The sequence below is a fragment of the Cutibacterium sp. KB22876 genome, from assembly GCF_059728865.1.
Window position 1 is genome coordinate 1,350,141 of the sequence record NZ_AP040858.1, and the last position, 23,973, is coordinate 1,374,113.

The 23,973-nt window shown below is 63.8% G+C and carries 26 protein-coding genes, 1 other RNA gene and 1 riboswitch; of the genes, 17 read left to right on the forward strand and 10 right to left on the reverse strand.

What is annotated here, in order from left to right; all coding sequences use genetic code 11:
• Position 1 precedes the first annotated feature (1 nt).
• Positions 2-964, reverse strand: coding sequence for a 2,3,4,5-tetrahydropyridine-2,6-dicarboxylate N-succinyltransferase (dapD, locus tag AC6I1W_RS06055; RefSeq protein ID WP_063279572.1), 963 nt, complete (start codon positions 962-964; stop codon positions 2-4).
• A gap of 85 nt (positions 965-1,049) precedes the next feature.
• Between dapD and AC6I1W_RS06060 the strand changes: the two genes are divergently transcribed.
• Genes AC6I1W_RS06060 through AC6I1W_RS06080 form a run of 5 tightly spaced genes read left to right on the forward strand, consistent with a single transcriptional unit; the run spans position 1,050 to position 4,579 of the window.
• Positions 1,050-2,150, forward strand: a complete 1,101-nt coding sequence (locus tag AC6I1W_RS06060; protein WP_117189336.1) for an FtsX-like permease family protein — start codon at positions 1,050-1,052, stop codon at positions 2,148-2,150.
• Positions 2,147-2,923 carry an ABC transporter ATP-binding protein gene (locus AC6I1W_RS06065; protein WP_284950405.1) on the forward strand — a complete coding sequence of 259 codons (777 nt, stop codon included), beginning with the start codon at positions 2,147-2,149 and terminating at the stop codon, positions 2,921-2,923. Before AC6I1W_RS06060 ends, AC6I1W_RS06065 begins: the two co-directional genes overlap by 4 nt.
• 45 nt (positions 2,924-2,968) lie before the next feature.
• Positions 2,969-4,066 carry a succinyl-diaminopimelate desuccinylase gene (gene dapE / locus AC6I1W_RS06070; protein WP_117189369.1) on the forward strand — a complete coding sequence of 366 codons (1,098 nt, stop codon included), beginning with the start codon at positions 2,969-2,971 and terminating at the stop codon, positions 4,064-4,066.
• The gene (locus AC6I1W_RS06075) at positions 4,066-4,371 is read left to right on the forward strand and encodes a DivIVA domain-containing protein (protein ID WP_021108724.1); all 306 of its coding nucleotides are present in this window, start codon (positions 4,066-4,068) and stop codon (positions 4,369-4,371) included. Before dapE ends, AC6I1W_RS06075 begins: the two co-directional genes overlap by 1 nt.
• A gap of 40 nt (positions 4,372-4,411) precedes the next feature.
• Positions 4,412-4,579, forward strand: a complete 168-nt coding sequence (locus AC6I1W_RS06080; protein ID WP_004811928.1) for a DUF3117 domain-containing protein — start codon at positions 4,412-4,414, stop codon at positions 4,577-4,579.
• A gap of 69 nt (positions 4,580-4,648) precedes the next feature.
• Here the strand turns inward: AC6I1W_RS06080 and glgA are convergent, their stop codons facing one another.
• Positions 4,649-5,836, reverse strand: coding sequence for a glycogen synthase (gene glgA, locus AC6I1W_RS06085; protein WP_117189334.1), 1,188 nt, complete (start codon positions 5,834-5,836; stop codon positions 4,649-4,651).
• A gap of 142 nt (positions 5,837-5,978) precedes the next feature.
• Here glgA and glgC point away from each other — a divergent pair, with 142 nt between their 5' ends.
• A complete protein-coding gene (glgC, locus tag AC6I1W_RS06090; protein WP_016667216.1) occupies positions 5,979-7,205 on the forward strand; it encodes a glucose-1-phosphate adenylyltransferase in 1,227 nt (408 codons plus the stop codon).
• A 73-nt stretch (positions 7,206-7,278) separates the two neighbouring features.
• Here the strand turns inward: glgC and AC6I1W_RS06095 are convergent, their stop codons facing one another.
• Complete coding sequence (locus AC6I1W_RS06095) at positions 7,279-7,932, reverse strand: O-methyltransferase (RefSeq protein WP_004811925.1); 654 nt, start codon at positions 7,930-7,932, stop codon at positions 7,279-7,281.
• Positions 7,933-8,001: 69 nt separating this feature from the next.
• Here AC6I1W_RS06095 and dapA point away from each other — a divergent pair, with 69 nt between their 5' ends.
• Positions 8,002-8,883, forward strand: a complete 882-nt coding sequence (gene dapA, locus AC6I1W_RS06100; protein WP_270235670.1) for a 4-hydroxy-tetrahydrodipicolinate synthase — start codon at positions 8,002-8,004, stop codon at positions 8,881-8,883.
• Positions 8,884-8,933: 50 nt separating this feature from the next.
• Positions 8,934-9,347, forward strand: a complete 414-nt coding sequence (locus AC6I1W_RS06105; RefSeq protein ID WP_016667219.1) for a sec-independent translocase — start codon at positions 8,934-8,936, stop codon at positions 9,345-9,347.
• 77 nt (positions 9,348-9,424) lie between these two features.
• Here AC6I1W_RS06105 and AC6I1W_RS06110 read toward each other — a convergent pair whose 3' ends face one another.
• The 3 genes from AC6I1W_RS06110 to AC6I1W_RS06120 form a co-directional block, all read right to left on the reverse strand.
• Positions 9,425-10,579, reverse strand: coding sequence for an Mrp/NBP35 family ATP-binding protein (locus AC6I1W_RS06110; protein WP_036975823.1), 1,155 nt, complete (start codon positions 10,577-10,579; stop codon positions 9,425-9,427).
• Between the two features lie 62 nt (positions 10,580-10,641).
• Entirely contained in the window at positions 10,642-11,166 is a 525-nt protein-coding gene (locus AC6I1W_RS06115) for a DUF1003 domain-containing protein (RefSeq protein ID WP_004811921.1), read from the reverse strand.
• Positions 11,159-12,424 carry a magnesium transporter MgtE N-terminal domain-containing protein gene (locus AC6I1W_RS06120; RefSeq protein WP_416241587.1) on the reverse strand — a complete coding sequence of 422 codons (1,266 nt, stop codon included), beginning with the start codon at positions 12,422-12,424 and terminating at the stop codon, positions 11,159-11,161. Before AC6I1W_RS06120 ends, AC6I1W_RS06115 begins: the two co-directional genes overlap by 8 nt.
• 107 nt (positions 12,425-12,531) lie before the next feature.
• Here AC6I1W_RS06120 and AC6I1W_RS06125 point away from each other — a divergent pair, with 107 nt between their 5' ends.
• Complete coding sequence (locus AC6I1W_RS06125; protein WP_171048598.1) at positions 12,532-13,038, forward strand: YflT domain-containing protein; 507 nt, start codon at positions 12,532-12,534, stop codon at positions 13,036-13,038.
• A gap of 109 nt (positions 13,039-13,147) precedes the next feature.
• On the forward strand, positions 13,148-14,020 hold the full coding sequence (locus AC6I1W_RS06130) for a COX15/CtaA family protein (RefSeq protein ID WP_117189332.1): 873 nt from the start codon (positions 13,148-13,150) through the stop codon (positions 14,018-14,020).
• Positions 14,021-14,071: 51 nt separating this feature from the next.
• Here the strand turns inward: AC6I1W_RS06130 and AC6I1W_RS06135 are convergent, their stop codons facing one another.
• Complete coding sequence (locus AC6I1W_RS06135) at positions 14,072-15,568, reverse strand: aminopeptidase P family protein (RefSeq protein ID WP_065674126.1); 1,497 nt, start codon at positions 15,566-15,568, stop codon at positions 14,072-14,074.
• Entirely contained in the window at positions 15,565-15,762 is a 198-nt protein-coding gene (locus tag AC6I1W_RS06140; RefSeq protein WP_270235679.1) for an ASCH domain-containing protein, read from the reverse strand. Before AC6I1W_RS06140 ends, AC6I1W_RS06135 begins: the two co-directional genes overlap by 4 nt.
• Before the next feature lie 215 nt (positions 15,763-15,977).
• On the opposite strand from AC6I1W_RS06140, the gene AC6I1W_RS06145 reads away from it, so the two are divergent.
• From AC6I1W_RS06145 to AC6I1W_RS06175, 7 genes are all read left to right on the forward strand, one after another.
• Positions 15,978-16,715 (forward strand): zinc ribbon domain-containing protein, encoded by a 738-nt coding sequence (locus AC6I1W_RS06145; RefSeq protein ID WP_016667227.1) that lies wholly within the window; start codon positions 15,978-15,980, stop codon positions 16,713-16,715.
• Positions 16,716-16,774: 59 nt separating this feature from the next.
• Positions 16,775-17,156: RNase P RNA component class A (rnpB, locus tag AC6I1W_RS06150), an RNA gene on the forward strand.
• Between the two features lie 16 nt (positions 17,157-17,172).
• A complete protein-coding gene (locus tag AC6I1W_RS06155; protein ID WP_004811914.1) occupies positions 17,173-17,373 on the forward strand; it encodes a hypothetical protein in 201 nt (66 codons plus the stop codon).
• Positions 17,374-17,407: 34 nt separating this feature from the next.
• Positions 17,408-17,593, forward strand: a riboswitch (cobalamin riboswitch).
• A gap of 41 nt (positions 17,594-17,634) precedes the next feature.
• Positions 17,635-18,648, forward strand: coding sequence for an ABC transporter substrate-binding protein (locus tag AC6I1W_RS06160; protein WP_117189331.1), 1,014 nt, complete (start codon positions 17,635-17,637; stop codon positions 18,646-18,648).
• A complete protein-coding gene (locus AC6I1W_RS06165) occupies positions 18,645-19,679 on the forward strand; it encodes a FecCD family ABC transporter permease (RefSeq protein WP_065674123.1) in 1,035 nt (344 codons plus the stop codon). Before AC6I1W_RS06160 ends, AC6I1W_RS06165 begins: the two co-directional genes overlap by 4 nt.
• A complete protein-coding gene (locus AC6I1W_RS06170; RefSeq protein ID WP_016667231.1) occupies positions 19,676-20,470 on the forward strand; it encodes an ABC transporter ATP-binding protein in 795 nt (264 codons plus the stop codon). Before AC6I1W_RS06165 ends, AC6I1W_RS06170 begins: the two co-directional genes overlap by 4 nt.
• Entirely contained in the window at positions 20,467-21,099 is a 633-nt protein-coding gene (locus tag AC6I1W_RS06175) for a (2Fe-2S) ferredoxin domain-containing protein (RefSeq protein WP_065674121.1), read from the forward strand. Before AC6I1W_RS06170 ends, AC6I1W_RS06175 begins: the two co-directional genes overlap by 4 nt.
• A gap of 22 nt (positions 21,100-21,121) precedes the next feature.
• On the opposite strand, the gene AC6I1W_RS06180 is transcribed toward AC6I1W_RS06175, so the two are convergent.
• Together AC6I1W_RS06180 and AC6I1W_RS06185 are read right to left on the reverse strand one after the other, a co-directional pair.
• Positions 21,122-21,337 carry a YbdD/YjiX family protein gene (locus AC6I1W_RS06180; protein WP_021104499.1) on the reverse strand — a complete coding sequence of 72 codons (216 nt, stop codon included), beginning with the start codon at positions 21,335-21,337 and terminating at the stop codon, positions 21,122-21,124.
• On the reverse strand, positions 21,334-23,607 hold the full coding sequence (locus AC6I1W_RS06185) for a carbon starvation CstA family protein (protein ID WP_212750684.1): 2,274 nt from the start codon (positions 23,605-23,607) through the stop codon (positions 21,334-21,336). Before AC6I1W_RS06185 ends, AC6I1W_RS06180 begins: the two co-directional genes overlap by 4 nt.
• Positions 23,608-23,973 lie beyond the last annotated feature (366 nt).

Below are 23,973 nucleotides of genomic sequence, written 5' to 3' on the forward strand. Positions count from 1 at the left end.
GTCAATTCTGGTGCAAATCCGTGTTGAGCTCGATCTTGTGGTGGCCACGTCCGAGAGCCTTGACGACACCGGTCGTCGAGTCGCGGATGTAGAGGATGTCGTCGGCGCCGGACAGCTCCGAGGCCTTGACGACCTTGCCGTCGGGCAGGGTCACCTTGGTGCCGGCAGTGACATAGAGGCCCGCCTCGACGACGCAGTTGTCGCCCAGGGAGATCCCAATTCCGGCCTCGGCGCCCAGCAAGCAGCCCTCTCCGATCGTCACCTGCTCCTTGCCGCCTCCTGACAGGGTCCCCATGATGGAGGCGCCGCCGCCGATGTCGGTGCCGTCGCCGACGACGACACCCTGGCTGATGCGTCCCTCGACCATGGAGTGCCCCAAGGTGCCAGCATTGAAGTTGACGAACCCCTCGTGCATGACGGTGGTTCCCTCGGCCAGATGGGCTCCCAGACGGACGCGATCGGCGTCACCGATGCGCACCCCGGTGGGAATGACGAAGTCGACCATGCGCGGGAACTTGTCGACGAGCAGGACGGTGAAGGGGGCATGGGCGATGCGCGCCTCCATTCGTGCCTTCTCCAGATCGGCCATCCGGATCGGGCCGATGGTCGTCCACGCGTTGTTGGGCAGCACACCGAAGATGCCGTCGAGGTTGATGGTGCGGGGCTGAGCCATGCGCGATGACAGCAGGTGCAGACGCAGGTAGGCGTCGGGGACGTCACCTGGTGCCTCGTCGAGATTGATGACGGTGCGCACCACCTCGGTGTGCACGTTGCGAATGGCGTCACGACCGGCTTCGGTGACTCGGTACAGGTCGTCAGGGACCTCGGATTCACCAGGGGCGCCCAGTTTGGGCTCGGGGTACCAGGTGTCCAGGACATCGCCGTCCTCATGGACGGTGGCCAATCCCCAACCCCAGGCCTGACGGTCGGTCGGGGCGGTTTGTGAAGTCGTCGTCTGCGTCATGACCACGAGTCTAGTTGCAGGTTGGCACGACCTAACGGTGTCGGTGCCGTCCACTAGATTGAAGGGTCGTGGAAAGGTGCCGCCCATGTTTCTGGCCCTCCGAGAGATTCGTCACCAGCGTGGACGATTCGCCCTCATCGTTGCCGTCATCGCGCTGATTGCGTACCTGGCTTTCTTCCTGGCATCTCTGGCGACCGGACTCGCCCACTCCTACCGCTCAGCCATCGACGACTGGGACGCCACGTCGGTGGCTCTCACGGACGATTCCAATGAGTCGGTGACGGCCTCGCGCCTGTCGAAGGACCAGGTCGAGGTGGCGACCACGGACAATGATGCTGAGCCCCTGGTCGTCTCGGGGGTGGTGCTCAAGGCTGCCGATTCATCCCAGTCGGGTCGGGCGAAGGTGAGTGCTTTCGCCTTCGGTATTGATCGATTCGGGTTCCTGGCCCCTGAAAAGGTCGGCGGTGGTATCACCGAGGGACGCAGCATTGAGCACCCGGACTCCGAGATCGTCGTGGATGACACCGTCGCCCGTGAAGGCTGGCAGGTGGGGGACAAGCTGCAACTCAACTCCAATTCCCACACCTGGACGATCGTCGGCTTCACCCACGATCAGACCTTCCAGGCCACCCCGGTGATCTTTGTCGACGAGAAGGCTCTTGCGAAGGAACCACCGACGGATGCGCCGGTGGCCGTCAATGCCGTCGTGAGCCGGATCGGCTGGAGCCCGTCACAGGCTCGCGACCTCGGCAAGGCCGAATTGACGACGCTGTCGAGTGACGACTTCGTCAAGACCCTCGCCGGGTACGACGCCCAAGTCCTCACCTTCGGCCTCATGATCGGCGCACTTGTCATCATTGCCTCTTTCGCACTCGGGATCTTCGTCTACGTCCTCACCTTGCAGAAGAGAGCGGCCCTCGGGATCCTCAAGGCCCGCGGGGTGCCGACGAGCTACCTCGTCCGTTCCGGGGCGATCCAGACCCTGCTCCTGGCCCTCGTCGGATTGGCGGTCGGCCTGGCCCTGACCCTCCTGACGGGTACTGTCCTGCCGGACAAGGTGCCCTTCCAGTTCACCTGGTGGCTTTACGGAATAACCACGGCAGTATTCGCCCTGTTCTCCGTGATCGGTGGTTTGTTGTCGGTCAAGGTCATCTCCGGCATCGATCCCGTGGAGGCGATTTCATGACAAGTCCAGTACTGCGTCTCGACGGGGTCTCCAAACAGTTCAACGACGGGGACGAGACGATCCAGGCCCTTGCCGAGACCGACCTCTCGCTCAACCGAGGCGAATTCGTCGGAATCCTTGGGCCTTCCGGGTCCGGGAAATCCACCCTGCTGACGATTATGGGTGGCCTGCGTACGCCAAGCACCGGAGAGGTGATCATTGACGACCAACCCTTCTCCGCCCTGCCCGAGAAGAAACGGGCCCGGATGAGGTTCGCCAAGCTGGGTTTCGTCCTGCAGGCCTCCGGACTGGTGCCCTTCCTCACCGTCGGTGACCAGTTCGTGCTCCATGGCAAGGTGGACCATGCCCCGCTGGACCGCGCGCGTCGGGACGAGTTGCTGGAGTCCCTCAAGATCCCCCATTACGTCGACGCCTATCCCGGTGACCTGTCGGGAGGTGAACGTCAGCGGGTGGCCATTGCCACGGCCCTGTATCACGACCCGGAGATCGTGCTGGCCGATGAACCGACGGCGTCCCGGGACACCGAAAAGGCCTTCGACGTGGCCGAGATCCTTGCTGATCAGACTCATTCCCGCGGTAAATGCACCGTCATGGTGACCCATGACGAGCGTCTCGTCGATCACTGCGACCGGGTACTGAAGATGGCCGACGGGGTGCTGACCGAGATCACAAACCACGAGCCGAAGAGAGATGTCTCCGGTCCGGTCCTGTCCGAGGTGGGGACAGGACCCTTGCTGCGGGCAGCTGCCAAGTCCCTGTGGAACCGGCATTGAGGTGGTCGAGAGCCTGGTGCCAGACGGTTCAGTACAGTGAAGATCATGCAACTCGACCTCGCTGGTGACCTCCATGACCTGTTTCGCGACATCGTGGACATTCGCTCCGAAAGTCTCCATGAGGATCAGCTCGCCGACACCGTCGAGGAATCCCTGCGAGGTTGTGACCATCTGACGGTCACGAGGATCGGAAACTCGATCGTGGCGGCCACCAACCTGGGCCGGGATTCCCGTGTCCTCGTCGCTGGTCACCTGGACACCGTTCCGGTGGCTGACAATCTCCCCAGCCACGTCGAGACCCGCGACGACGGTGACTACCTGGTCGGCAGGGGAACTTGCGACATGAAGGGAGGAGTGGCCGTCGCACTGCATCTGGCAGCGACCCTGGCCGCGCCCAGTCGCGACGTCACCTGGGTGTTCTACGAAGCGGAGGAGATCGCCGCCGAACACAACGGGCTGCTCAAGGTGCGATCTCACGAAGAGAGCTTGCTCGACTGCGACCTGGCCATCCTCATGGAGCCCACCGATGCCATCATCGAGGGAGGCTGTCAGGGGACGATGAGGTTCACCCTGACGACCGAGGGGCAGGCCGCCCATTCCGCCCGATCCTGGGCTGGTCACAATGCCATTCATGACCTATTGCCGATCCTCCAGATCCTGCAGGACTGGCAGGCTGACGGCGACCACCTCGTCGAGGTCGATGGGCTGACTTATCATGAAGGACTCAACGCGACGATGGTGCAGGGTGGACTGGCCGGCAACGTCGTCCCCCCAACTGCCACGGTCCAGATCAACTACCGGTTCGCCCCTGACAAGACCGCTCAGCAGGCCGAACAGATGATGCGCACCATGTTCGCCGACTGGACGATGGAGATCCTCGATCTGTCCTCCCCGGCGCGGCCGGGCCTCGACAAGCCGCTGGCTCGGTCCTTCGCCCGATCGGTCGGAACGACCCCGATGCCGAAATACGGCTGGACGGATGTGGCTCGGTTCTTCGAGATGGGACGTCCAGCCCTCAATTTCGGGCCTGGCGACGCGATCTATGCCCACAAGGCCGATGAGTGTTGCAAGTTGTCCAGCCTCGACGATTGCGCCCGAGCGCTGGAGTCGTGGCTTCGTGAGCGTTCGGAAGGAGATCACTGATGGTGTGGGCGTTGTGTGGGCTTGTCATTGTCATCATCGGACTGGCGGTGCTGGCAGCTTCTGGCAAGTTTGGGCAGGTGCCGGCGGTCGTCGATGATCGTCCGGTCCCTGACCTGCCCGAGGGCGATCTGAGCGCCGATGACCTGCGTTCGGCCCACTTCGCGGTGGTGCCGAGAGGCTATTCCATGCGCCAGGTGGATCAGCTGCTCGACCGTATGGCAGCCCAGTTGGAGGCAGCCCCAAAGGAGGGTTTCGCGGACACTGCGGAGCACGCCCCTAACGGAAAGGGCCTGGATACGGAATAATGGGGGTTGCACCACTGCCCAGTGATTGAGGAAGAGTGACATGGCAGCTATGAAGCCCCGTACCGGAGACGGTCCCATGGAGGTCACGAAGGAGGGCCGTGGCATCATCATGCGCGTTCCAGTCGAAGGTGGCGGTCGGCTAGTTGTTGAACTCAACGCTGACGAAGCCCAGGAACTGCTCGAGTGCCTCCAGGGTGTCGTTGGCTGACGCAGACGGCTGAGAGACGGTCGTGCCCGGCTCCGAGGAGCTGGGCACGACTGCATTCATACGGATCTCTCAGGCGTTGTGACGATTGATGGCAGTCTTGTAGACCTCAATGGTCTGCTCGGCGATCCGTGCCCAGGAGAACTCATCGATGCAGCGTTGACGACCAGCGGTTCCGAAAGCCTTGGCGCGCTCCGGATCGCGGGTGAGGTTGTTGATCGCTGCGGCGAAGGCCGACTCGAAGCCGACCACCTGCTCGGGGGTCGAAGAGTCGGTCGGGACCCCACTGACCAGATGGCCAGTCGTCCCGTCGACGACGACCTCCGGAATGCCACCGGCTCGGGAGGCGACCACCGGGGTGGCGCAGGCCATGGCCTCGAGATTGACGATGCCCAGCGGCTCGTAGACCGAGGGACACGCGAAGACCGTGGCGGCCGAGAGCACCTGACGGACCGACGGACGCGGCAGCATCTCCTGAACCCAGATGACCGGGGCCTTGCGGGAAGCCCGCACCTCGTCGAAAGCTGTCTTGAACTCCTCACCGATCTCGGGGGTGTCCGGCGCTCCTGCCAGCAGGACGAGCTGAGTGTCGGGATCGAGTTCGGCAGCGGCGCGCACCAGATGAATCAGACCCTTCTGACGGGTGATGCGTCCCACGAAGACCACCGATGGACGCTCCGGATCCATGCCGATCTCGCGGCAGACGTCGGTCTCGGTGACGGGGTGGAACTCTTCGGTGTCCACACCGTTGCGCACCACGTGTACCTTGTCCGGGTCGAGTTCCGGGTAGGCGCGCAGCACGTCCTTCCGCATACCATCTGAGACCGCGATGATGGCGTCGGCGGCGTCGTAGGCCGTCTTCTCGGCCCACGAGGACAGCCGGTATCCGCCACCGAGCTGCTCGGCCTTCCACGGCCTGTCGGGTTCCAGGGAATGGGCGCTGATGACGTGCGGGACGTCATGGAAGACGCCGGCCAGTAGACCAGCGAGATTGGCGTACCAGGTGTGGGAATGGACGAGATCGATCCCGTCAGGGATCGCATTGACCATGGACAGGTCAGCTCCGAAGGCCCGCAGCGCGCCGTTGGCGCCCTCCGGGTAGTTCTCGGCATGGGCGGTGGCTCCCTCGCGTGGCTCTCCCATGCACTGCACATCGACGTCGATGAGGTTGCGGAGATGGGGGACGAGTTGCGCGACGTGGACGCCGGCTCCTCCGTAGATGGTAGGAGGGTACTCGCGGGTCATGACGGACACGTACATGGCTTGATCGTCCCACAAAGACGGCGCCGACAGGTCAATAGGGTGGCCTTGTTGTCAACGAATCACAAACTCTCCACGACAGTGCCCGTTTGGGGTCGTAATCATCGCCCCTCAGGAACTCGGTGGCGGTAGATTGAGGGCCATGGCAAAGACGCGTCCCAAGGTTCTGTCCATCGTCCTCGCTGGCGGCGAGGGCAAACGCCTCATGCCCCTCACGATGGACCGTGCCAAACCAGCCGTTCCGTTCGGCGGTACCTATCGGCTCATCGACTTCGTGCTGTCGAACTTGGCGAACTCGGGCCTCACCCAGATCGCGGTGCTGACCCAGTACAAGTCGCACTCCCTCGACCGTCACATCTCCATCACATGGAGGATGTCGACGATGCTGGGGTCGTACGTGACCCCGGTCCCGGCCCAGCAGCGTCTCGGGCCCCGTTGGTACCAGGGCAGCGCCGACGCCATCTATCAGTCCCTCAACCTCATCAACGACCAGAACCCCGATTACGTCGTGGTGTTTGGTGCCGACAACATCTACCGGATGGACGTCGACGCCATGCTGCAGTACCACATCGATTCCGGTCTGGGATGCACCGTCGCCGGGATCCGGGTGCCTCGCAAGGAGGCCTCTGCCTTCGGAATCATCGATGCCGACGAGAACCACAGGATCACCGAGTTCCTCGAGAAGCCCGCTGATCCGCCTGGCCTGCCGGATTCCCCAGACGAGTCCTTCGCCTCCATGGGTAATTACATCTTCAGCCGCGAGGCTCTGGTACAGGCCTTGCACGACGACTCTCATACTGCCGATTCGCGCCATGACATGGGCGGCGACATCATCCCCAGGTTCGTCAACGCCTCCGATGCCCAGGTCTACGACTTCCGTGACAACGAGGTTCCGGGCAACACCGACAAGGACGCTGACTACTGGCGAGACGTGGGCACCATTGATGCCTACCACGACGCGCACATGGACCTGGTGTCGGTCGAGCCGGAGTTCAACCTGTACAACCCTGACTGGCCCATCTGGACCATGCAGGAACAGGCTCCTGGCGCCAAGTTCGTGATGCGTGGCTCCTGCGATGACACCCTGGTCTCGGCCGGGTGCATCATCTCCGGAACTGACATTTACCGCACGGTGCTGGGTCCGCGCGCCCGCATCGAGAGGTGGGCTCGTGTCGACGAGTCGATCGTCATGAACAACGTGACAATCGGGTCCAACGCCACCGTCCACCGCGCCATCCTTGACAAGAACGTCGTCGTTCCCGACGGGGCCCAGGTGGGCGTCGACCACGACCACGACCGCGCTCGCGGATTCACCGTCTCTCCAGGCGGTGTGACGGTGGTCGGCAAGGGCATCACCGTCCCCTACTGATCGGACGATTCACAGGACGCACGAAGCGGCTCCCCGGATCATCGGGGAGCCGCTTCGTCGTGGCTGATCGGGATCAGCCCTTCGTCGCCAGCAGCAGACCGTCGCCCACCGGCAGTAGGACGGGGGTGAACTCCTCGGTCTCCAGCACCGAGTCGAGGGTCTCGCGGATGATGAGGGTGTCGTCGTCTTCGTTGTCAGGGTCCGCGACGTGGTTGTTGGCCAGTGCAGCATTGGCGATGACGACTCCGCCCCGGCGCAGCAGACGCAGTGCTTGGGAGACGTACTCGACGTACTCCAGCCGGTCACCGTTGATGAGGACCATGTCGTAGGCGTCGTCGCGCAGCTTGGGCAGCACGTCCAGTGGGGTGCCGGTGATGAGGCGCACCCGGTTGGAGCGGATTCGTGCCAGGGAGAGGACCTTGCGGGCGGCAGCCTGACGCTCGGCATCGGGATCGATGCTGGTCAGCACGCCTTTGTCGGTCATGCCCTCCAACAGGGCCAGGGCTGAGACGCCCGCGTCAGTACCGACGGTGACGACGTTGCTGGCCTGCATGGTGCGTGCCAGGAAGGTCAGCAGGGCAGTGGTGCCGTTGCCGAGCACCTCCCACTGATCGGCACGTGCGGCCTCGCGGGCCTCCTGCAGGGCCGGCGAGGGGGCGACGAAGCCGTCGGCGTACTCCCACGACCGGGCGTCTGGGGCTTGATGTCTGGGCTGTGCTGGACTCACACGGACAGCCTAGCCCGCCGAGGGCATCTCGTGGCTACCATGGGCACCAGGTATACAAGGAGGTCTCGCATGTCTGCTCCCGTTTTTGGCCGTTTGCTCACGGCCATGGTGACTCCGATGGCGTCCGAAGGGGTGGTCGACCTGCGTCGGGCCGGCGAATTGGCGCACAGACTCGTCGATGAGCAGCGCAATGACGGCATCGTCGTCAATGGCACGACCGGCGAGTCCCCGACGACTACTGATGCCGAGAAGGTTGACATGGTCAGGGCCGCCGTCGATGCCGTCGGGTCGGACGCTGTGATCGTTGCCGGTGTCGGGACCAATGACACCGCCCACACCGTTGAGCTGGCCCGTCAGGCTGCCGATGCCGGCGCGGACGGACTGTTGGTCGTCACCCCGTACTACTCCAAGCCCTCTCAAGCTGGCTTGATCGAGCACTTCACCACCGTCGCCGACGCCACCGATCTGCCGATCATGCTCTACGACATTCCCGGTCGAAGCGGAACCCCGATCGAGACGAAGACCCTCATCGAGCTGGCCGACCATCCCAACATCGTGGCCGTCAAGGACGCCAAGGGGCAGGTCGTCGAGTCGGCAACGGTGATGGCCAACACCACCCTGGCCTATTACTCCGGCGATGACGCCATCACACCGGCCCTGTTGTCGGTCGGTGGGGTCGGACTCATCGGGACGTCGACCCACTTCACCGGCAGGCGAATGCATGAGGTCATCGACGCTTACGTCGAAGGGCGGATTGACGAGGCCCTGGCGATCTACCGCGAAATCCTGCCGGTTCTCACCGGAGTCTTTGCCGCCCAGGGTGTCACCATGGTCAAGGCCGGGCTGGCGCACCAAGGATTTGACGTCGGCGGGGTTCGTCTTCCCCAGACCATGCCGACGCCCGAGCACACCGAGCCCTTCTTCGATCTACTGGATCGTACTCAGCTGTGACAACCCTGCAGTGACATGGGGAGGCCGAATTCCGGGGTAGCATATGGGGCATGTCCACAGCAGGTCCAGCGGAAATCGCGGTACTCATCATCATTGCTGTGCTCATGTTTGGGCCTGACAAGTTGCCCGAGATGGCCCGCAAGGCGGCGCGCGTCTATCACTACCTCAAGAACATCGCGAACAACACGAGGGACCAGCTCCGCAGCGAGCTGGGACCGCAGTTCGCTGATCTCGACTACCAGGACCTCAAGCCGCAGAACTTCGTGCGGAAGTACGTTCTCGATGGTCTGCAGGATGATATTGACGAGATCAAGTCTGACCTGTCCGACGTTCGATCCGACCTCGACCTGGGCCTGGCAGACATCCGCAACTCGGAAGGGTTGCCGGAGGCGCCGTCGGAATCGGGCCCGGAGTCAGTGCACGACTCCAGCCAGCCGGTGCCCTTCGACACCGAGGCGACCTGATTCGCCTCGCAAATGATCCAGAGAAGAACTGGTCCCCGGTCAGTACTGACCGGGGACCAGTTCTTCGTAATGGTTGATCAGACTGGGGAGACTCCCAGGTTCATCCCGGCCAGTCCGCGCGGGCGGGAGTCGATGGTGCTCGCCAGTGCGTGGATGGCCTTGGCAGCCGGGGACTCCGGGTGGGCGAGGACGATGGGGTCCCCCTCGTCGCCGCCGCTGCGCAGATCGGCGTCCAGCGGAATCTGGCCCAGCAGCGGGATCTCGGTGCCCAGACGCTCCGACAGGGCATCAGCAGCCTTCTGGCCACCGCCAGTGCCGAAGAGGTCGACGCGGAAGGTCTCGCCCGACTTCGGGGCGGTGACCTCCAGCCACGACATGTTCTCGACGACGCCCATGACACGCTGCTGCATGATCCCGGCCATCGTTCCGGCACGCTCGGCGACCTCGGAGGCAGCCTGCTGCGGGGTGGTGACGACGAGGACCTCGGCGTTGGGCAGCTTCTGGCCCAGGCTCATGGCGATGTCGCCGGTGCCGGGCGGAAGGTCGATGAGGAGGTAGTCGAGGTCGCCCCAGTGGACGTCAGCCAGCAGCTGGGTGAGAGCACGGTCGAGGATCGGGCCGCGCCAGGCGATGACGTCGGACTTGTTGGGCTTCATCATGCCGATGCTGATCGACTTGATTCCCAGACCAGGGACCGGCAACAGCATGTCATCGAGGGGAGTGGGGTGGGCGTCACCCAGGCCGAGCATGTCAGGTACTGAGTGGCCATAGATGTCAGCGTCCAGCAGGCCGACCTCGCGACCCAGCTGAGCCAGGGCCAGAGCCAGGTTGACGGTCACCGAGGACTTGCCGACGCCACCCTTGCCGGAGGACACCGCGATGACCTTGGTGGTGTTTCCGGGCTGGGCGAAGGGGATGACGCGTTCGGGGACGCCGCCGCGCAGCTGCACCTTGAGGGCATCACGCTGCTCGTCAGTCATGGTGCCGAGCTCGACGGAAACGCTGGTGACCCCATCGACACCGCGGACGGCCTCGGTCACCTGCTCGCGCAACTCAGTCTTGAGGGGGCATCCGGACACGGTCAGCAGGACGCGGACGAAGGCGCGTCCCTGATCATCAACGGTGATCTCATCAACCATGTTGAGATCGGTGATGGGGCGTTTGATCTCGGGGTCATTGACGTGCGTGAGAGCTTCGGCAACGGCCTCGACCAACGGGTTATCGGTGCTCATGCTGACTTGTCTACACACCGTTGGGCCCCTCGGACAACTCGCCGATCGCGAACCGACTCCGATCAGCGCGATCCGGAGGGCGCCGGAGAGGCCTCAATCTCCTCCAGAAGGGAGCGCAATTCGTCCCGCAGCTCGGAGCGCAGGTAGTCACGGGTCGCCAGTTCACCCATCTGCATCCGGATGGAGGCGACCTCCCTGGCCAGGAACTCCATGTCAGCACGGGACTGGGCAGCCACTCGGCGGTCCTCGGCCATCGACACCCGGTCACGGTCCTCCTGGCGGTTCTGGGCCAGCAGGATGAGGGGAGCCGAGTAGGAGGCCTGGGTGGAGAAGAACAGGTTGAGCAGGATGAACGGGTACGGGTCGAAGCGCAGCTTGTAGATCGCGACGAGGTTCCAGATGATCCAGGCGAGAACGACGACCGTCATGTACGCGAGGAATTTCGCGGTTCCCATGAACCTGGCGGTGGCCTCGGCGAACTGGCCGAACTTCTCGGAGTCCAGCTGCACCTTGGGGCGTCTGGCCTTGCGCGGTCCCGGGATGTCGAGACGATCGGCGTCGTGGATCCTCTGATCGCCGTCAGCCATGGTTCACCTCCAGAAGCTCGCCGTCCATCTGGTCGCCCCGCCAGTCGGCGGGCAGCAGGTGGTCGAGTAGGTCGTCAACGGCCACTGCCCCGACGAGCTGGCTCGTCTCATTGACGACCGGGACCACGACGAGGTTGTAGGTGGCGAAATAGCGGCTCACCGCACCCACCGGGGCGTCCGTGCGCATGGGTTCGAGATCAGTGTCGATGATGGCCGAGACCATCGTCGAGGGCGGTTCGCGCAGCAGACGCTGGACGTGCACCGCTCCCAGATATCGGCCGGTCGGGGTCTCGGTGGGAGGACGACACACGAAGACCATGGAGGCCTCGGCAGGGGTGATGTCCTCGTTGCGGACCAGGGCCAGCGCGTCGGCGACGGTGGCATCGGGGGCGACGATGACGGGCTCCGGGGTCATCATGGCGCCGGCAGTGAACTCGGTATAGGCCATCAGGGAGCGGACGTCCGCGGCGTCGTCAGGCTCCATGCGGGCCAGCAACTGATGGGCGGTGGTGTCCGGCAACTCCTTGATGAGGTCCGCGGCGTCGTCGGGGTCCATCTCCTCGAGGATGTCGGCGGCGCGGTCAGGATCGAGGACGGTGATGAGGGAGACCTGCTCGCCCTCCGGCAGCTCCTCGATGGCGTTGGCGAGTTGGTCGTCGTCAAGGGCCATGGCCACCTCGGCGCGACGATGGGGATTCATGTCGTGCAACTCGCGGGCCATGTCGGCCGGTTTCATCTCGTGCATCTCGGCGATGGTGCGCTCGGTGGACTGTCGGGAGGCCAGCACCAGGGAGGGTACTTCGCGCCAGTCGACGATGGTCGGGTTGCCGGGGGTCTTGCGGATGAATCGGCCCCGTCCGGACTCGGCCAGGGCCACCTCGTTGATCTCCCACTCGCGGCTGCGCACCGGGGCCATCGAGACGTCCATCACCCACACCTGCTTGCCGTCGCGGGTGAAGGTACGGTCGAAGAGGTCCTCGACGACGAGGGTCTCGGAGACGCGGCGGGAGAACACCTGGGTGTTGACGGTTCCCGAGATCATGATCTGCACCGCGTCGATGGCGTGCACCCGGACCATGGGCACGAATATCCGCCGACGTGCGAAGAGCTCGACGACGAGGCCGCGCACGAGCGGGGCGCGGCCAGGGGTACGCATCTGGACGACGACGTCCCTGACCTTGCCGACCTGATCGCCGTTGGCATCCATGACGGGAAGGCCACGAATCCGGGAGATGAATACCGACTGGGACCTGTTCACCTCGCACAATCTACCCGGAGGGCCAGTGACGATGCCGTGACCGATGACGGAGGACTGTCGGTGGCTGTCCGTACACTGTGGTCCAGACTAAGGAGGTAGCCGTGACGATGAGTGTGATGCCGGGCAGGGCAGATGCCATGATCAATCTTGAATACCCGCAGTCGGTCGTTGTGGTCGACGATTACGAGACGGCCCAGAAAATTGTCGACGAGCTGTCCGACAAGGAGTTCCCGGTCGAGAACCTGTGCATCGTCGGAACTGACCTTAAGACGATGGAGCGAGTCACCGGTCGTCGTACCTGGGGCTCGGTGCTCGGCCAGGGGGCCGTCTCCGGACTCGGTATGGGTCTGCTGGTCGGCCTCATGATGATGTTCTTCACCACCGGCGAGGCCATTTTCGTGGTGTTGCTGACAGGTCTGCTCGTGGGCGTCATCATCGGCATGATCACGGCTGCCATCACGTATGCGATGTCGGGTGGGGAGCGTGACTTCAACTCTGTCCAGCAGGTTGTTGCCACCCATTACGAGGTGCTGGCCGAGCACAAGGTGGCTGCCAAGGCCCGTGAGATGGTTGCCGAGATGCCCTTCATGAGGGCCAAGGCTTTCCAGGGCTGATCCTCTCCGGGTAGACCCGCCGACAAGTCCGGGCGGTGGTGGTGGCAGGATCGTGGCCGTTCGAGCCTAGGTCCATGACTGACGGCAATCACCACCAGCGAGGATTTTCATGACCAACACCGTCGCCACCAGAAACGCCGTGCCGAAAGGGGTGACGATTCTCTTCGGGATCACCGCCGTCGTCATCACTGTCACTCTGGCTCTGGGATCAACGGTGTGTGCCACCGATGCGTCGGCATCCTGCCCGAACTGGCCCGGCTGTTATGTCGGACGCCTGACTCCGATGGATGCGACCCAGCCATGGGTGGAGTTCATCCACCGCGTCATCTCGGCCTCGGTCGGCATCTTCGCGGTCGCGAGCGTCATTGTCGGAATCGTGTATCGGCGGGTCGACAGGTTGCTCGTCGCCCTGCCGATCGTCGCCCTGCTGGGCGCACTGACCTCCGGGATCTTCGGCATGATGACGATCAAGTGGGGGATCAACGCCGTCGAGGCGTCCTTCGACCTGCTGGCCGCCATCATCTCGATGGGTGCGATGTGGCGGGCCTTCTTCGTCTCCCGCAGGCCGCGCTCCCCGTGGATCTGGAATGGGCGAACCAAGCTCGGCGTCGGTGCCGTGGTCTTCCTCGTCGTCGGTCACTTCTTCGCCGTCCAGGTTGCTGGCCCCGGGTCGCTCACCCGTTGCATGGGCTGGGCCATGTTCGTGCGCGGCGCCGGCGATGGACCGTTGGCCGGTTGGGTGGCTCAGCAGGCCATTGCGGGCATCGGGATGATCCTGGCGATCGTCTTCCTGCTGGTTCGCTGGGGGCGTCGCAATGGTTGGGACATCCTGTGCGCCGTGCTCATCGTCATCGAGATCGTCGCCGGGATCCTCATCGCCGTCAATGGGTCGAACCACGGTCTGGGAACCCTGCACGCCATCCCGGCCGTCCTCATCCTGTGCCTCACCATGACGGCGACGATGCGCAGCGCTAGGGGTTGAAAACCCCGGCGCTGCGCATCGGCAGTGCTTGTGGCCAGCGGGTGCTGATGATCAGTGGGAGGTGCGTCCCCAGATGTCGGCCATCCAGGCCTCGACCTCGTCGATCTGACGTGGGCAGTCCTTGGACAGCCACTCGGGTTCACCGTCAGTGATGTACAGGTCGTCCTCGATGCGGACACCGATGCCACGGAACTCCTCGGGGACCAAGAGGTCTGTCTCCTTGAAGTAGATGCCCGGCTCGTCGGAGACGCACATGCCCTTCTTGAGCGGTCCGGAGTAGTCCTGACGACGTGCCTGGTTACAGTCGTGGACATCCATGCCGAGGTGGTGGGAGGTGCCGTGGACCATCCAACGACGGTGCTGGCCGCCCTCCGGGGAGAGGCACTCCTCGACGCTGACTGGCAGGATGCCCCACTCGTGGAGGTACTCGCAGATGACGCGGATGGCCGCCTGGTGGATCTCCGCGTGGTCGTGTCCGACCTTGGCGACGGCAGCGGCGGCGTCCTGGGCCTCCAGGACGGCCTGGTAGACCCGACGTTGGGCCGGGGAGAACGTGCCCGAGATCGGCAGGGTACGCGTGATGTCGGCGGTGTAGAGGGAATCGACCTCGACACCGGCATCGATGAGGATGAGCTCTCCGGGACGCAGGTCCCCGTCGTTGCGCACCCAGTGCAGGGTGTTGGCGTGGTCACCGGCGGCACAAATCGAGCCATAGCCGACCTCATTACCGAGGTGACGGGCGACCCGTCCGAAGGTGCCCTCCATCCAGCGCTCACCGCGTCCCTTGCGCACGGCCTCCGGGATTTCGGCGATCATGGACTCGAAGCCGACCTTGGACTTGAGGCAGGCGTCGCGCAGCTGCTCGACCTCCCAGTCGTCCTTGCAGAAACGCGCGGCTGAGGAAAACTCGTAGAGCTCCTCGTCGGCCTCCTCGGAGCCCTTGGGGCGTAGGGAGTCGACGGTCGCGGTGACGTTCTCATCGGCGTCACGGATGACACGAACCGTCACGTCGCCGGCTGCCAAGGCGCTGTTGAGCTGAGAGATGTCGCGGCAGGTGAGCCCCGTCATGGCCGACATCTCCTCCAAGGACTCACGCTTGCCGACCCACATCTCGCCGTAGGTCGGATCGGCGTAGAACTCTCGGTCCGTGCGCGGGGCACGCGGCTTGAAGTACAGCACGTCTCGGGTCTCGGCGGTGGTGTCTACGACGAGCACCGCATTGGGTTCCCGGTCGGTGCCTAGGCCCGAGTAGTAGGCGAAGGCGGTATTGGGACGGAAGGGGTAGTCGCAGTCGTTGTTGCGGCGCATGAGATGCCCAGCCGGAATGACGAGTCGGTCCCCGTCGAAGCGGGCGGCCAGGGCGTCACGGTGAGCAGTCGCCGAGGGCACGGAGCCGAGCGGCTCCGGAAGCTCGTCGGGGTAGGGGGCCCAGTCCGTGGGGATGAACTCGACGAAGGCCTTGGAGAACGGGGTCTGACGCTTGGGGACCTTCTGCTCCTCGGCCTGCTTCATCTGTTCGTTCAGATCTGACGACCTCGTCTCGGTCATATGTGTCGGGACCTCCGTTGGTTGATGGTGTGACTCCCAGTGTAGGTGCCGATGACATGGAAGTACTGGCAGACGACGACTGGCTCGTCAGTGATGTCCTTGAGGGGAACGAGGTCGATGTCGGTGTGTTCGATGACGCACACCCGTCTGCCGTCAGAGTCGACAACCACCTGCCGGTCGCCGACGGACGGCATCCCCCCCGAAGCGGTCGCATTCCTCCCTGAGACATGAGGTGGTGATCCCACCGGAAAGGATGGCCGCCACGAGACGGTCCCGCATCGGACCGGGGAAACCAATTCGCCGTCAGGCAGGGTGCCGTCCCCGCGCATCCCCCTACCTACGGGAGGTAGGCTGAACACCACATGTCAACAGGGCCTGCTCAACGGGGCCAGAAACGCAGGAGGTCAGCGTGAAAGCCGCGGCACAGGATCAGTGGAAGCTTCTCGATCTTGCACGAACTGACCGTCTGATCGCCCGTGCCCAGCACCGTCGTCAGACCCTGCCCGAGCTGGCCGAGCTCAAGGACCTCGCGGTCCAGCGCAGGACCCTTGCCGAGGAGGTCGTCGCCAAGTCGACCGCGCTGTCGGACGCCAAGATGGAACAGGAGCGCATCGAGGGCGACCTCGAGCCGGCCCGTGCTCGCATGGAGCGCAATCAGAAGACCGTCGATTCCGGTTCCGTCACCGACCACAAGGCCTTGAAGGGTCTGACCGAGGAGATCGAGCATCTCGGGCGACGCATCAGCCTGCTGGAGGACGCCGAGCTCGATGCCATGCAGGCCGTCGAGGACGCCGAAGCCGCTCACTCCGACGCGGATCGTCGTCGTATCGAGCTGGATGGCCACATCCGCACCGTCCTCGCGTCTCGCGATGCCGGTCTCAAGGGGATCGACGACGAGCTGGTCGAGTTATGCCGGTCTCGCGAGACCCAGGCGGGTGGTGTCCCGGTGGATCTCCTCAAGCTCTACGAGATGCTGCGCGAGCGCACCGGGATGGGGTGTGCCAAGCTCGTCCACGGGGTGTGTGAGGGATGTGGCATTGCTGCGAATCCGGCTGACCTGCGCACCTATGTCGCAGCCGCCGAGGACGACGTCGTGCGTTGCGAGGAGTGCGACCGGATTCTGGTGCGCACCGAGGAGTCTCTTTGAGAATTGCGCCGTTGCCCGTGTGGCGACGATGCGGCAATGACCGTAGAATCGACGGCGGACGAGCCATCCGGGTGATCGCGGCAGTCTTGAGCTGTCGAGGAAAGTCCGGGCTCCACAGAGCAGGGTGGTGGGTAACGCCCACCCGGGGTGACCCGCGGGACAGTGCCACAGAAAACAAACTGCCGGCTTTCGGGCCGGTGAGGGTGAAACGGCGGGGTAAGGGCCCACCGCGTCATCGGTGACGGTGACGGCACGGCAAACCCCACTCGGAGCAAGGCCAAGAAGACCACGAGGTCGCGGACGTGTTCGAGGGCTGCTCGCCTGAGCGTCCGGGTAGGCTGCGCAGCCGAAAGGCTGGAGGATGCCAGTAATGGCGTTCACAGATGGATGATCACCGGCCCTGAGGGGCCACAGAACCCGGCTTACAGGATGGCTCGTCCCTTCTATCATCGGGTCCATGAAGTTCGGAATTCGTACTCCCAGCCTGTCCAGAACCATCTCGGCCAGGACGCGTGGTCGAGTCACGAGGACTGTCAAGCGCACCCTCATTCCCGGTTATGGCCGTAAGGGAATGGGTTGGCTGCGAGATCCACGTCGAGCCGCCTACAACAAGGTTTACCGGAAGACGACGATGCGTTTCGGTGACCTGTTCAAGTGAGGTAACCCCTTGGAGGAGGGCATACGAAGGGGATGCTAACATGCTCACGTCAGGTTGCTGGTGGCCCCACCAGCGCTGGAATCCGGTGAGAAGCCGGAGCTGACGCGCAGCGGTATGACTGATCTGCCCCGGCGAACGCCACTGGTGCCATGAGCACTGGGAAGGAGCCGGGAACGGAGACGAGGTCGAGCCCGAAGACCACCTGACGCCGTCCTGTCGGTACCCGGTCGCGCACGCCGAACACAGAAAGCTGGCTTACTCATGCCCGTCACCCCGTCATCCCTTCGCCGCGTCCTCGTGGCATCAATGCTTCCCGCCGTCCTGCTCGCCGGCTGTGCCGGTGCCCCCAAGGACTCCGCGTCATCGTCGTCTTCCTCGGTCTCAGCGTCGGCTTCTGGTCCGATCACCATCACCAACTGCGGACAGCAGGTCACCCTCGACAAGCCCGCCACGAGGGCAGTGACCCTCAATCAGGGAGCCACTGAGGACGTGCTGGCCATCGGCGGGGAGTCCAAACTCGTCGGCACCGCCTACCTTGACAGTGAGATCCCGGCGAAGTGGAAGAAGGCCTATGACTCGGTCAAGGTGCTCTCCAAGGAGTACCCGTCCAAGGAGACCTTCCTGGCCGCCAAGCCTGATCTGGCGCTGTCCTCGTATTCCAGCGCTTTTACGGACAAGGCCATCGGCACGCGTGATGAGCTGAAGAAACAGGGAATTGCCACCTACATCAGCCCCTTCGGCTGCCCCAAGGGCACGCCCTCGGCCGAAACCACCTGGGAAAACGTCTGGAAGGAAATGACCGAGGTGGGGACTCTCATCGGCGTCAAGGATGCGGCTGACAAGGCCATTTCCAAGCAGCGAGATGCCCTCAAGGAGGTCACCGGGAACAAGCACGGCACCGGGACGTCGATCGTCTGGTTCGACTCGGGAGACAAGACTCCGTTCATTGGCGCCGGACATGGCGGACCCCAGCTCCTCATGGACGCTGTCGGTGCCAAGAACCTCTTTGCCCATCTCGACGGCGGTTGGGCAGACGGCTCCTGGGAGAAGATTGTCGCATCCAACCCTGAGGTCATCGTGGTCGCCGATGCCAGTTGGTCCACGGCGACGTCGAAGATCGACTATATGAGGAAGGACCCCGTCCTCAGCCAGATGAAGGCCGTCAAGGAGAACAAATTCGTCACCGTGCCGTTCTCCCAGAGCACCCCTGGTGCCGAACTCGTGGACGGTGCGAAGACCCTCAATGACGGTCTGGCGAAGATCACCGGCAAGTGAGTCGTCAGCGTAGTTGGCTGATCACCGGCATCCTCGCGATGGCCTTGGTCGGCAGTGTCCTCGTGGTGCTCGGGACCGGGGCGGTACACGTTCCTGTCCATGATGTCGCGAGGGTGGTGGCCCGGCGATTCCGTCTCATCGAGGGCGCCGACGTCACCGTTCTCGATGATCAGATCGTGTGGCAGCTGCGGGCTCCGCGCGTCATCGGATCGATGGCCGTCGGCGCTTTGCTGGCGATGTGCGGCGCGGTACTGCAGACCCTGACCGGTAATGACCTGGCCGACCCCTATCTGCTCGGCATCTCCAGTGGAGCCTCGGTAGGTGCGGTCTTCATCCTCATCATCGGAATCTCCAGCACTCTGGGGCAGTCCGTCCTCATGACACTGGCCTCCTTCGGCGGGGCGGTCGGGGCCCTGGTCATGGTGCTGGCCATGGCCACTGGCAAGTCCGGGGAGTTACCCGCCAGCCGGACCATCCTGGCCGGGGTGGCCGTCGGACAGTTGTGCGGCGCGGCGGTGTCCATGATGATCATGGTGTGTGGTGAGTCGAACGCAGCTCGATCAGCCCTGTCGTGGACCCTCGGGTCGTTCACCGGTGTGAGATGGGGATCGACGATCACCCTGGCCGTCGCCACCGTTCCGGCCCTCATCGCCGGGATGGCATTGTGCCACACCCTTGACGCCTTCGCCTTCGGTGACGTCAGCGCGATGTCCCTGGGAGTACCGGTCAACACTGTGCGCTGGATGATCATGGTTGGCACCGCCCTGCTGACCGCTCTCAGCGTGGCCTTCGTCGGCCCCATCGGATTCGTCGGGCTGACGGTCCCACACATCGTGAGGTTCTGGACCGGGCCGCGACACGCCCGGCTGCTACCGGTGTCGGCCCTCGTCGGGGCCCTGCTCATGGTGTGGTCCGACACCGCAGCGAGGTGCTTGCGCCCTGACACCGAGATTCCCGTCGGGGTCATCACTGCGGCCGTCGGAGCCCCGGTGCTGGTCGTCCTGCTGCGTCGACAGGCGTCTCGATCATGAGTGCCGGGACAGCAGCAACGTTGCGAGCTGAGGATCTTGGTTGGACGGTCGACGGGACGACGATCTTGTCCGGGGTCGACGTGGAGATTCGGCCAAAGGTAATGACGATGGTCATCGGGCTGAACGGATCCGGGAAGACGACCCTGTTGCACCTGCTGGCCGGGTTGCGGAAGCCCAGCGCGGGGCGGGTGTGGTTGGGGGAGCGTGATCTCTCCGGGATCGGGGCCAAGGAGCGCTCCCGGGTGATGGCCCTTCTCGAGCAGAGTCCTTCGGCTCACGTGGAACTGACGGTGCGTGACGTCGTCCAGCTCGGACGCATTCCCCATCTGGGAGGCTGGGGGATCGGCAATCTCAGTCGCCGAAGAGGGCGTGACGGAGATGCCGTCGAGAACGCGATGGCGTCAACCGGAGTTGCTGATCTTGCTGACCGGGCATGGTCGTCCCTCTCGGGAGGGGAGAGGCAGCGTGTTCAGTTGGCCCGAGCTCTCGCCCAGGATCCTGAGATCCTGCTCCTGGACGAACCCACGAATCATCTCGACCTGCGTCACCAGATTGACCTGTTGGAGAGAGTGCGTGGTCTTGGTCTGACAACGGTGACCGTCATCCATGATCTTGACCTGGCCGCCGCCTACGCGGATGACCTCGTCGTGCTGGACTCGGGCCGGATGGTCGCAGCAGGGTCGGCCTCCGAGGTACTGACTCCTGACCTCGTCCGTGAACATTTCGGAGTCGACGGCGAGGTTTGGTCAGATTTCAGACGTGGATTCACCTGGCGGGGATTGCAGCCATGACGACGCGCATCGCGGTCTCGCTGCGCTGGGAGGATTCCTCTGACGCGGTCAGCGCAGAAGCAGTGGCCCGTCACGTGGATGCCGACCGGAACGCATGTCTGCAGGGTCCTGGACCGGCGCTCGTAGATGTCCTCGACGCCGCTGACGACGACCGGGTCGAGCTCGTCGGATGGAGTTGCGATGACGGACCGGTGCCGCTGTCCTGGCTTCGTCGCGTCGCCGGCCAGTGGGTCCGTGTCCATGAGAACGGACCCACCGTCGTCGTGCATGTCGGGGTTGTACGTCCCGACCAGGAGTTTGCCGGCGAGTGGCGAACCGTGACCGGAGCCGAAGCGCCGTTGCACAACCCTGCCTGGCGGGAATTCCCCTCCTTCCGACACCATCTGCTCACCTGTCGAGGACCTCGCTGCAGCGCAGCCGGCGCCGCCGACCTGCATGCACGCCTGCAGGAGAAGCTGGCCCAGTCACACGCTTTGGACACAGAGGTTCTCGTCACGGTGACGGGGTGCATGTATCCGTGCAACCACGCCCCACTCATCGTGGTCTGGCCGGACGGCAAGTGCATTCAGTTGACCGAGGACAACCTTGACCGCATCGTGTCAGAACTGACCGGGCCATCCCGTCAGTGACGGGAAGGCCCGGTGGTAAGGATCAGCAGCATCGTGCCTGGGGGTTGCGGTCCTGACGGTCGCACTGGTCGCGCCAGAACGCCTTCTCCGGCATCGGCTCATGACCCGTGTGTCGACACCACTCGAGGTAGTTGTCGTAGGCGTCAGCTCCCGTGACCCCGCGCACCCACCACCGCAGTGACGACCACCATCGTCGCCACAGTGGATCGGTGGGCAGATGCCGTGGTGCGGCGCTCACGCGTGTTCCTTGTGAACGTGCTCCAGGTCAAGCTCGCGATGGGTCTGGTAGAACTCGTCCCACTCGGCCTGAAGATCTTTCTCGGCCTTGCTGGCGATGAGGCCACTGGGGGCGAAGAGGTGCGACGGCTTGGCCGGATCCTCGGTGTTGATGATGTTGTGGCCTCGCAGCGCCTGAACGGTGCGGATGCAGGCCGCGATCATGACGATGAGGGCACAGACGACGAAGATGATCGACATCGTCCCCTGAATAGCGGTGTTGCCGACGACGGTGCGCATCTCGTCGATGTCCTTGGCCTGGCCCAGCGAGGTCTTGCCAGCGGCGATGGCCCGCTTGTACGTCATGTGGTTGGCCCAGTAACCGATCTTCGGGTCGGGGGAGAAGATCTTCAGCCAGGATCCGTACACCGTGATGACGGCGGTGAAGAGCATCGGCACGAAGATGATGAGCAACCGCCATTTGTGACCAGCTCGGGCGAAGACCACCAGGCAGATCGACAGGGCGACGGCCGCCAACAACTGGTTCGCGATGCCGAACAGCGGGAAGAGGGTGTTGATGCCGCCCAGCGGGTCATTGACACCCATGAGCAGAATCGATCCCCAACCGGCAACCATGATCGCGGTGGTGAGCCAGGATCCGACCTTCCAGGAGTGGTCCGTGAGGCGGGGCCAGAAGTTGCCCAGGGCGTCCGAGAGCATGAACCGGGCGACGCGAGTTCCCGCGTCGACCGAGGTGAGGATGAACAGCGCCTCGAACATGATCGCGAAGTGGTACCAGAAGCTCATCATGGCCTGACCACCGAAGAGCTGATGCATGATCGTCGCGAGGCCTACGGCGAGGGTTGGTGCGCCACCGGTACGGCTGATGATTGACGTCTCGCCGACAAGTTTGGCCGTCGTCGTCAGGGCGTTGGCGTCGGTGTGCACACCGGACAAACCGAGTGAGTTGACGTAGGCCACTGCGCTCTGGACGGTGCTGCCCGTCGCCCCGGCGGGGGAGTTCATGGCGAAGTAGATGCCACGGTCCACTGACAGGGCAGCAACCAGAGCCATGATCGCGACGAAGGATTCCATGAGCATGCCGCCGTAACCGATGAGGCGGGCCTGGGACTCCTTCTCGATGAGTTTCGGGGTGGTGCCCGAGGAGATTGTCGCGTGGAATCCCGACAAGGCGCCACATGCGATCGTCACGAAGAGGAAGGGGAACAACTTTCCGGAGAAGACTGGACCAGTACCGGTGTGTGCGTAGACCGTCATGGCCGGGACGGTGATGACCGGACGGACGATGACGATAGAGACAGCCAGCATCGCGATGACGCCAACCTTCATGAAGGTTGACAGGTAATCACGGGGAGCCAGCAGCATCCAGACGGGAAGCACTGCGGCGATGAATCCGTAAAGGATGATGGCCCAGGCCAGGAACGGCTTGCTCAGATGGAGTGCGCTGGAGATGGCGGTGTTCTCGATCCAGGCTCCCGAGGCGATGGCCAGCACCAGCAGAACGATGCCGATGAGGGAGACCTCGAGCACCTTGCCAGGGCGCAGGTAACGCAGGTAGAAGCCCATGAGAAGCGCGATCGGAATCGTCAGACCGACGCTCCACACTCCCCAGGACGAGGCAGCCAGGGAGTTGACGACCACCATGGCCAGGATGGCCACGATGATGAGCATGATCGTCAGGGTGGCGACGAGGGCGGCGATGCCACCGAAACGTCCCAGTTCGTCCTTGGCCATCTGACCGAGGGATCGTCCGCCCCGTCGCATGGAGATGACGAGGACGAGGTAGTCCTGCACAGCCCCAGCAAGGATGACGCCCACGATGATCCAGATCGTGCTCGGCAGGTAACCCATTTGGGCCGACAACACCGGCCCGACGAGAGGGCCGGCGCCCGCGATGGCGGCGAAGTGATGGCCGTAGAGGATGCGGCGATCCGTGGGCACGAAGTCACGGCCGTTGTAGTCATACTCGGCCGGGGTGGCCCGGTCGTCGTCGGGATGGACGAGTTTGTCCTGGATGTAGGTGGCGTAGAACCGGTAACCGATGAAGTACGAGCCGACGGCGGCGAAGACGAACCAGATGCCGTTGACGGTTTCACCCCGTCGCACGGCTAGCATCCACCAACCGAGGCCGGCAATCGCAGAGATGAATATCCAGACGACCATACGCAGTGGCGTCCATTGCTGCTGGCGTGACCGCTCTTCGGCAGACAGACTGACGGCTGGCATACCTTCGGGAATATCTGATTGATGATGAGGTGGGGCGGTTCCCATGGTGACCTCCAGTTGTCATTCAGTCCGATCGCGCGGCGCGACAATGCGGTGAAACCGTGCGACGAGGCCGCGGGATGGTGAGGACAATGCCGCCTATCCCTTGGCTCGGCGCATCCGTTGGCGTGGCTACGCCCACCATCTTCTGCTACCGCGGGGTCACTCCGGGACTGGAAACGACAACTAGCTGGTGGCGTCGTCCTGTGTCATGGCCGAGAGCGCCTTCAGACAAGGTGGCATTTGAGACCCAATCTCACAGTGTGGTACCTTCTGTAAAGGCTCGCAGGTGCGGGCTGCATCAAACCTTGGAGAAGAGGGCTCATGCGCATGCGAATGTGTTGTTGTCGCTGAGACGCGACTCCAGCCCAC

What these genes read in the sequence shown, in the direction of transcription:
- dapD (WP_063279572.1), bottom strand. Translation starts at nt 964, where the DNA reads ATGACGCAGACGACGACTTCACAAACCGCCCCGACCGACCGTCAGGCC.
- AC6I1W_RS06060 (WP_117189336.1), top strand. Translation starts at nt 1,050, where the DNA reads ATGTTTCTGGCCCTCCGAGAGATTCGTCACCAGCGTGGACGATTCGCC.
- AC6I1W_RS06065 (WP_284950405.1), top strand. Translation starts at nt 2,147, where the DNA reads ATGACAAGTCCAGTACTGCGTCTCGACGGGGTCTCCAAACAGTTCAAC.
- dapE (WP_117189369.1), top strand. Translation starts at nt 2,969, where the DNA reads ATGCAACTCGACCTCGCTGGTGACCTCCATGACCTGTTTCGCGACATC.
- AC6I1W_RS06075 (WP_021108724.1), top strand. Translation starts at nt 4,066, where the DNA reads ATGGTGTGGGCGTTGTGTGGGCTTGTCATTGTCATCATCGGACTGGCG.
- AC6I1W_RS06080 (WP_004811928.1), top strand. Translation starts at nt 4,412, where the DNA reads ATGGCAGCTATGAAGCCCCGTACCGGAGACGGTCCCATGGAGGTCACG.
- glgA (WP_117189334.1), bottom strand. Translation starts at nt 5,836, where the DNA reads ATGTACGTGTCCGTCATGACCCGCGAGTACCCTCCTACCATCTACGGA.
- glgC (WP_016667216.1), top strand. Translation starts at nt 5,979, where the DNA reads ATGGCAAAGACGCGTCCCAAGGTTCTGTCCATCGTCCTCGCTGGCGGC.
- dapA (WP_270235670.1), top strand. Translation starts at nt 8,002, where the DNA reads ATGTCTGCTCCCGTTTTTGGCCGTTTGCTCACGGCCATGGTGACTCCG.
- AC6I1W_RS06105 (WP_016667219.1), top strand. Translation starts at nt 8,934, where the DNA reads ATGTCCACAGCAGGTCCAGCGGAAATCGCGGTACTCATCATCATTGCT.
- AC6I1W_RS06110 (WP_036975823.1), bottom strand. Translation starts at nt 10,579, where the DNA reads ATGAGCACCGATAACCCGTTGGTCGAGGCCGTTGCCGAAGCTCTCACG.
- AC6I1W_RS06115 (WP_004811921.1), bottom strand. Translation starts at nt 11,166, where the DNA reads ATGGCTGACGGCGATCAGAGGATCCACGACGCCGATCGTCTCGACATC.
- AC6I1W_RS06125 (WP_171048598.1), top strand. Translation starts at nt 12,532, where the DNA reads ATGAGTGTGATGCCGGGCAGGGCAGATGCCATGATCAATCTTGAATAC.
- AC6I1W_RS06130 (WP_117189332.1), top strand. Translation starts at nt 13,148, where the DNA reads ATGACCAACACCGTCGCCACCAGAAACGCCGTGCCGAAAGGGGTGACG.
- AC6I1W_RS06135 (WP_065674126.1), bottom strand. Translation starts at nt 15,568, where the DNA reads ATGACCGAGACGAGGTCGTCAGATCTGAACGAACAGATGAAGCAGGCC.
- AC6I1W_RS06140 (WP_270235679.1), bottom strand. Translation starts at nt 15,762, where the DNA reads ATGCCGTCCGTCGGCGACCGGCAGGTGGTTGTCGACTCTGACGGCAGA.
- AC6I1W_RS06155 (WP_004811914.1), top strand. Translation starts at nt 17,173, where the DNA reads ATGAAGTTCGGAATTCGTACTCCCAGCCTGTCCAGAACCATCTCGGCC.
- AC6I1W_RS06160 (WP_117189331.1), top strand. Translation starts at nt 17,635, where the DNA reads ATGCCCGTCACCCCGTCATCCCTTCGCCGCGTCCTCGTGGCATCAATG.
- AC6I1W_RS06170 (WP_016667231.1), top strand. Translation starts at nt 19,676, where the DNA reads ATGAGTGCCGGGACAGCAGCAACGTTGCGAGCTGAGGATCTTGGTTGG.
- AC6I1W_RS06175 (WP_065674121.1), top strand. Translation starts at nt 20,467, where the DNA reads ATGACGACGCGCATCGCGGTCTCGCTGCGCTGGGAGGATTCCTCTGAC.
- AC6I1W_RS06185 (WP_212750684.1), bottom strand. Translation starts at nt 23,607, where the DNA reads ATGGGAACCGCCCCACCTCATCATCAATCAGATATTCCCGAAGGTATG.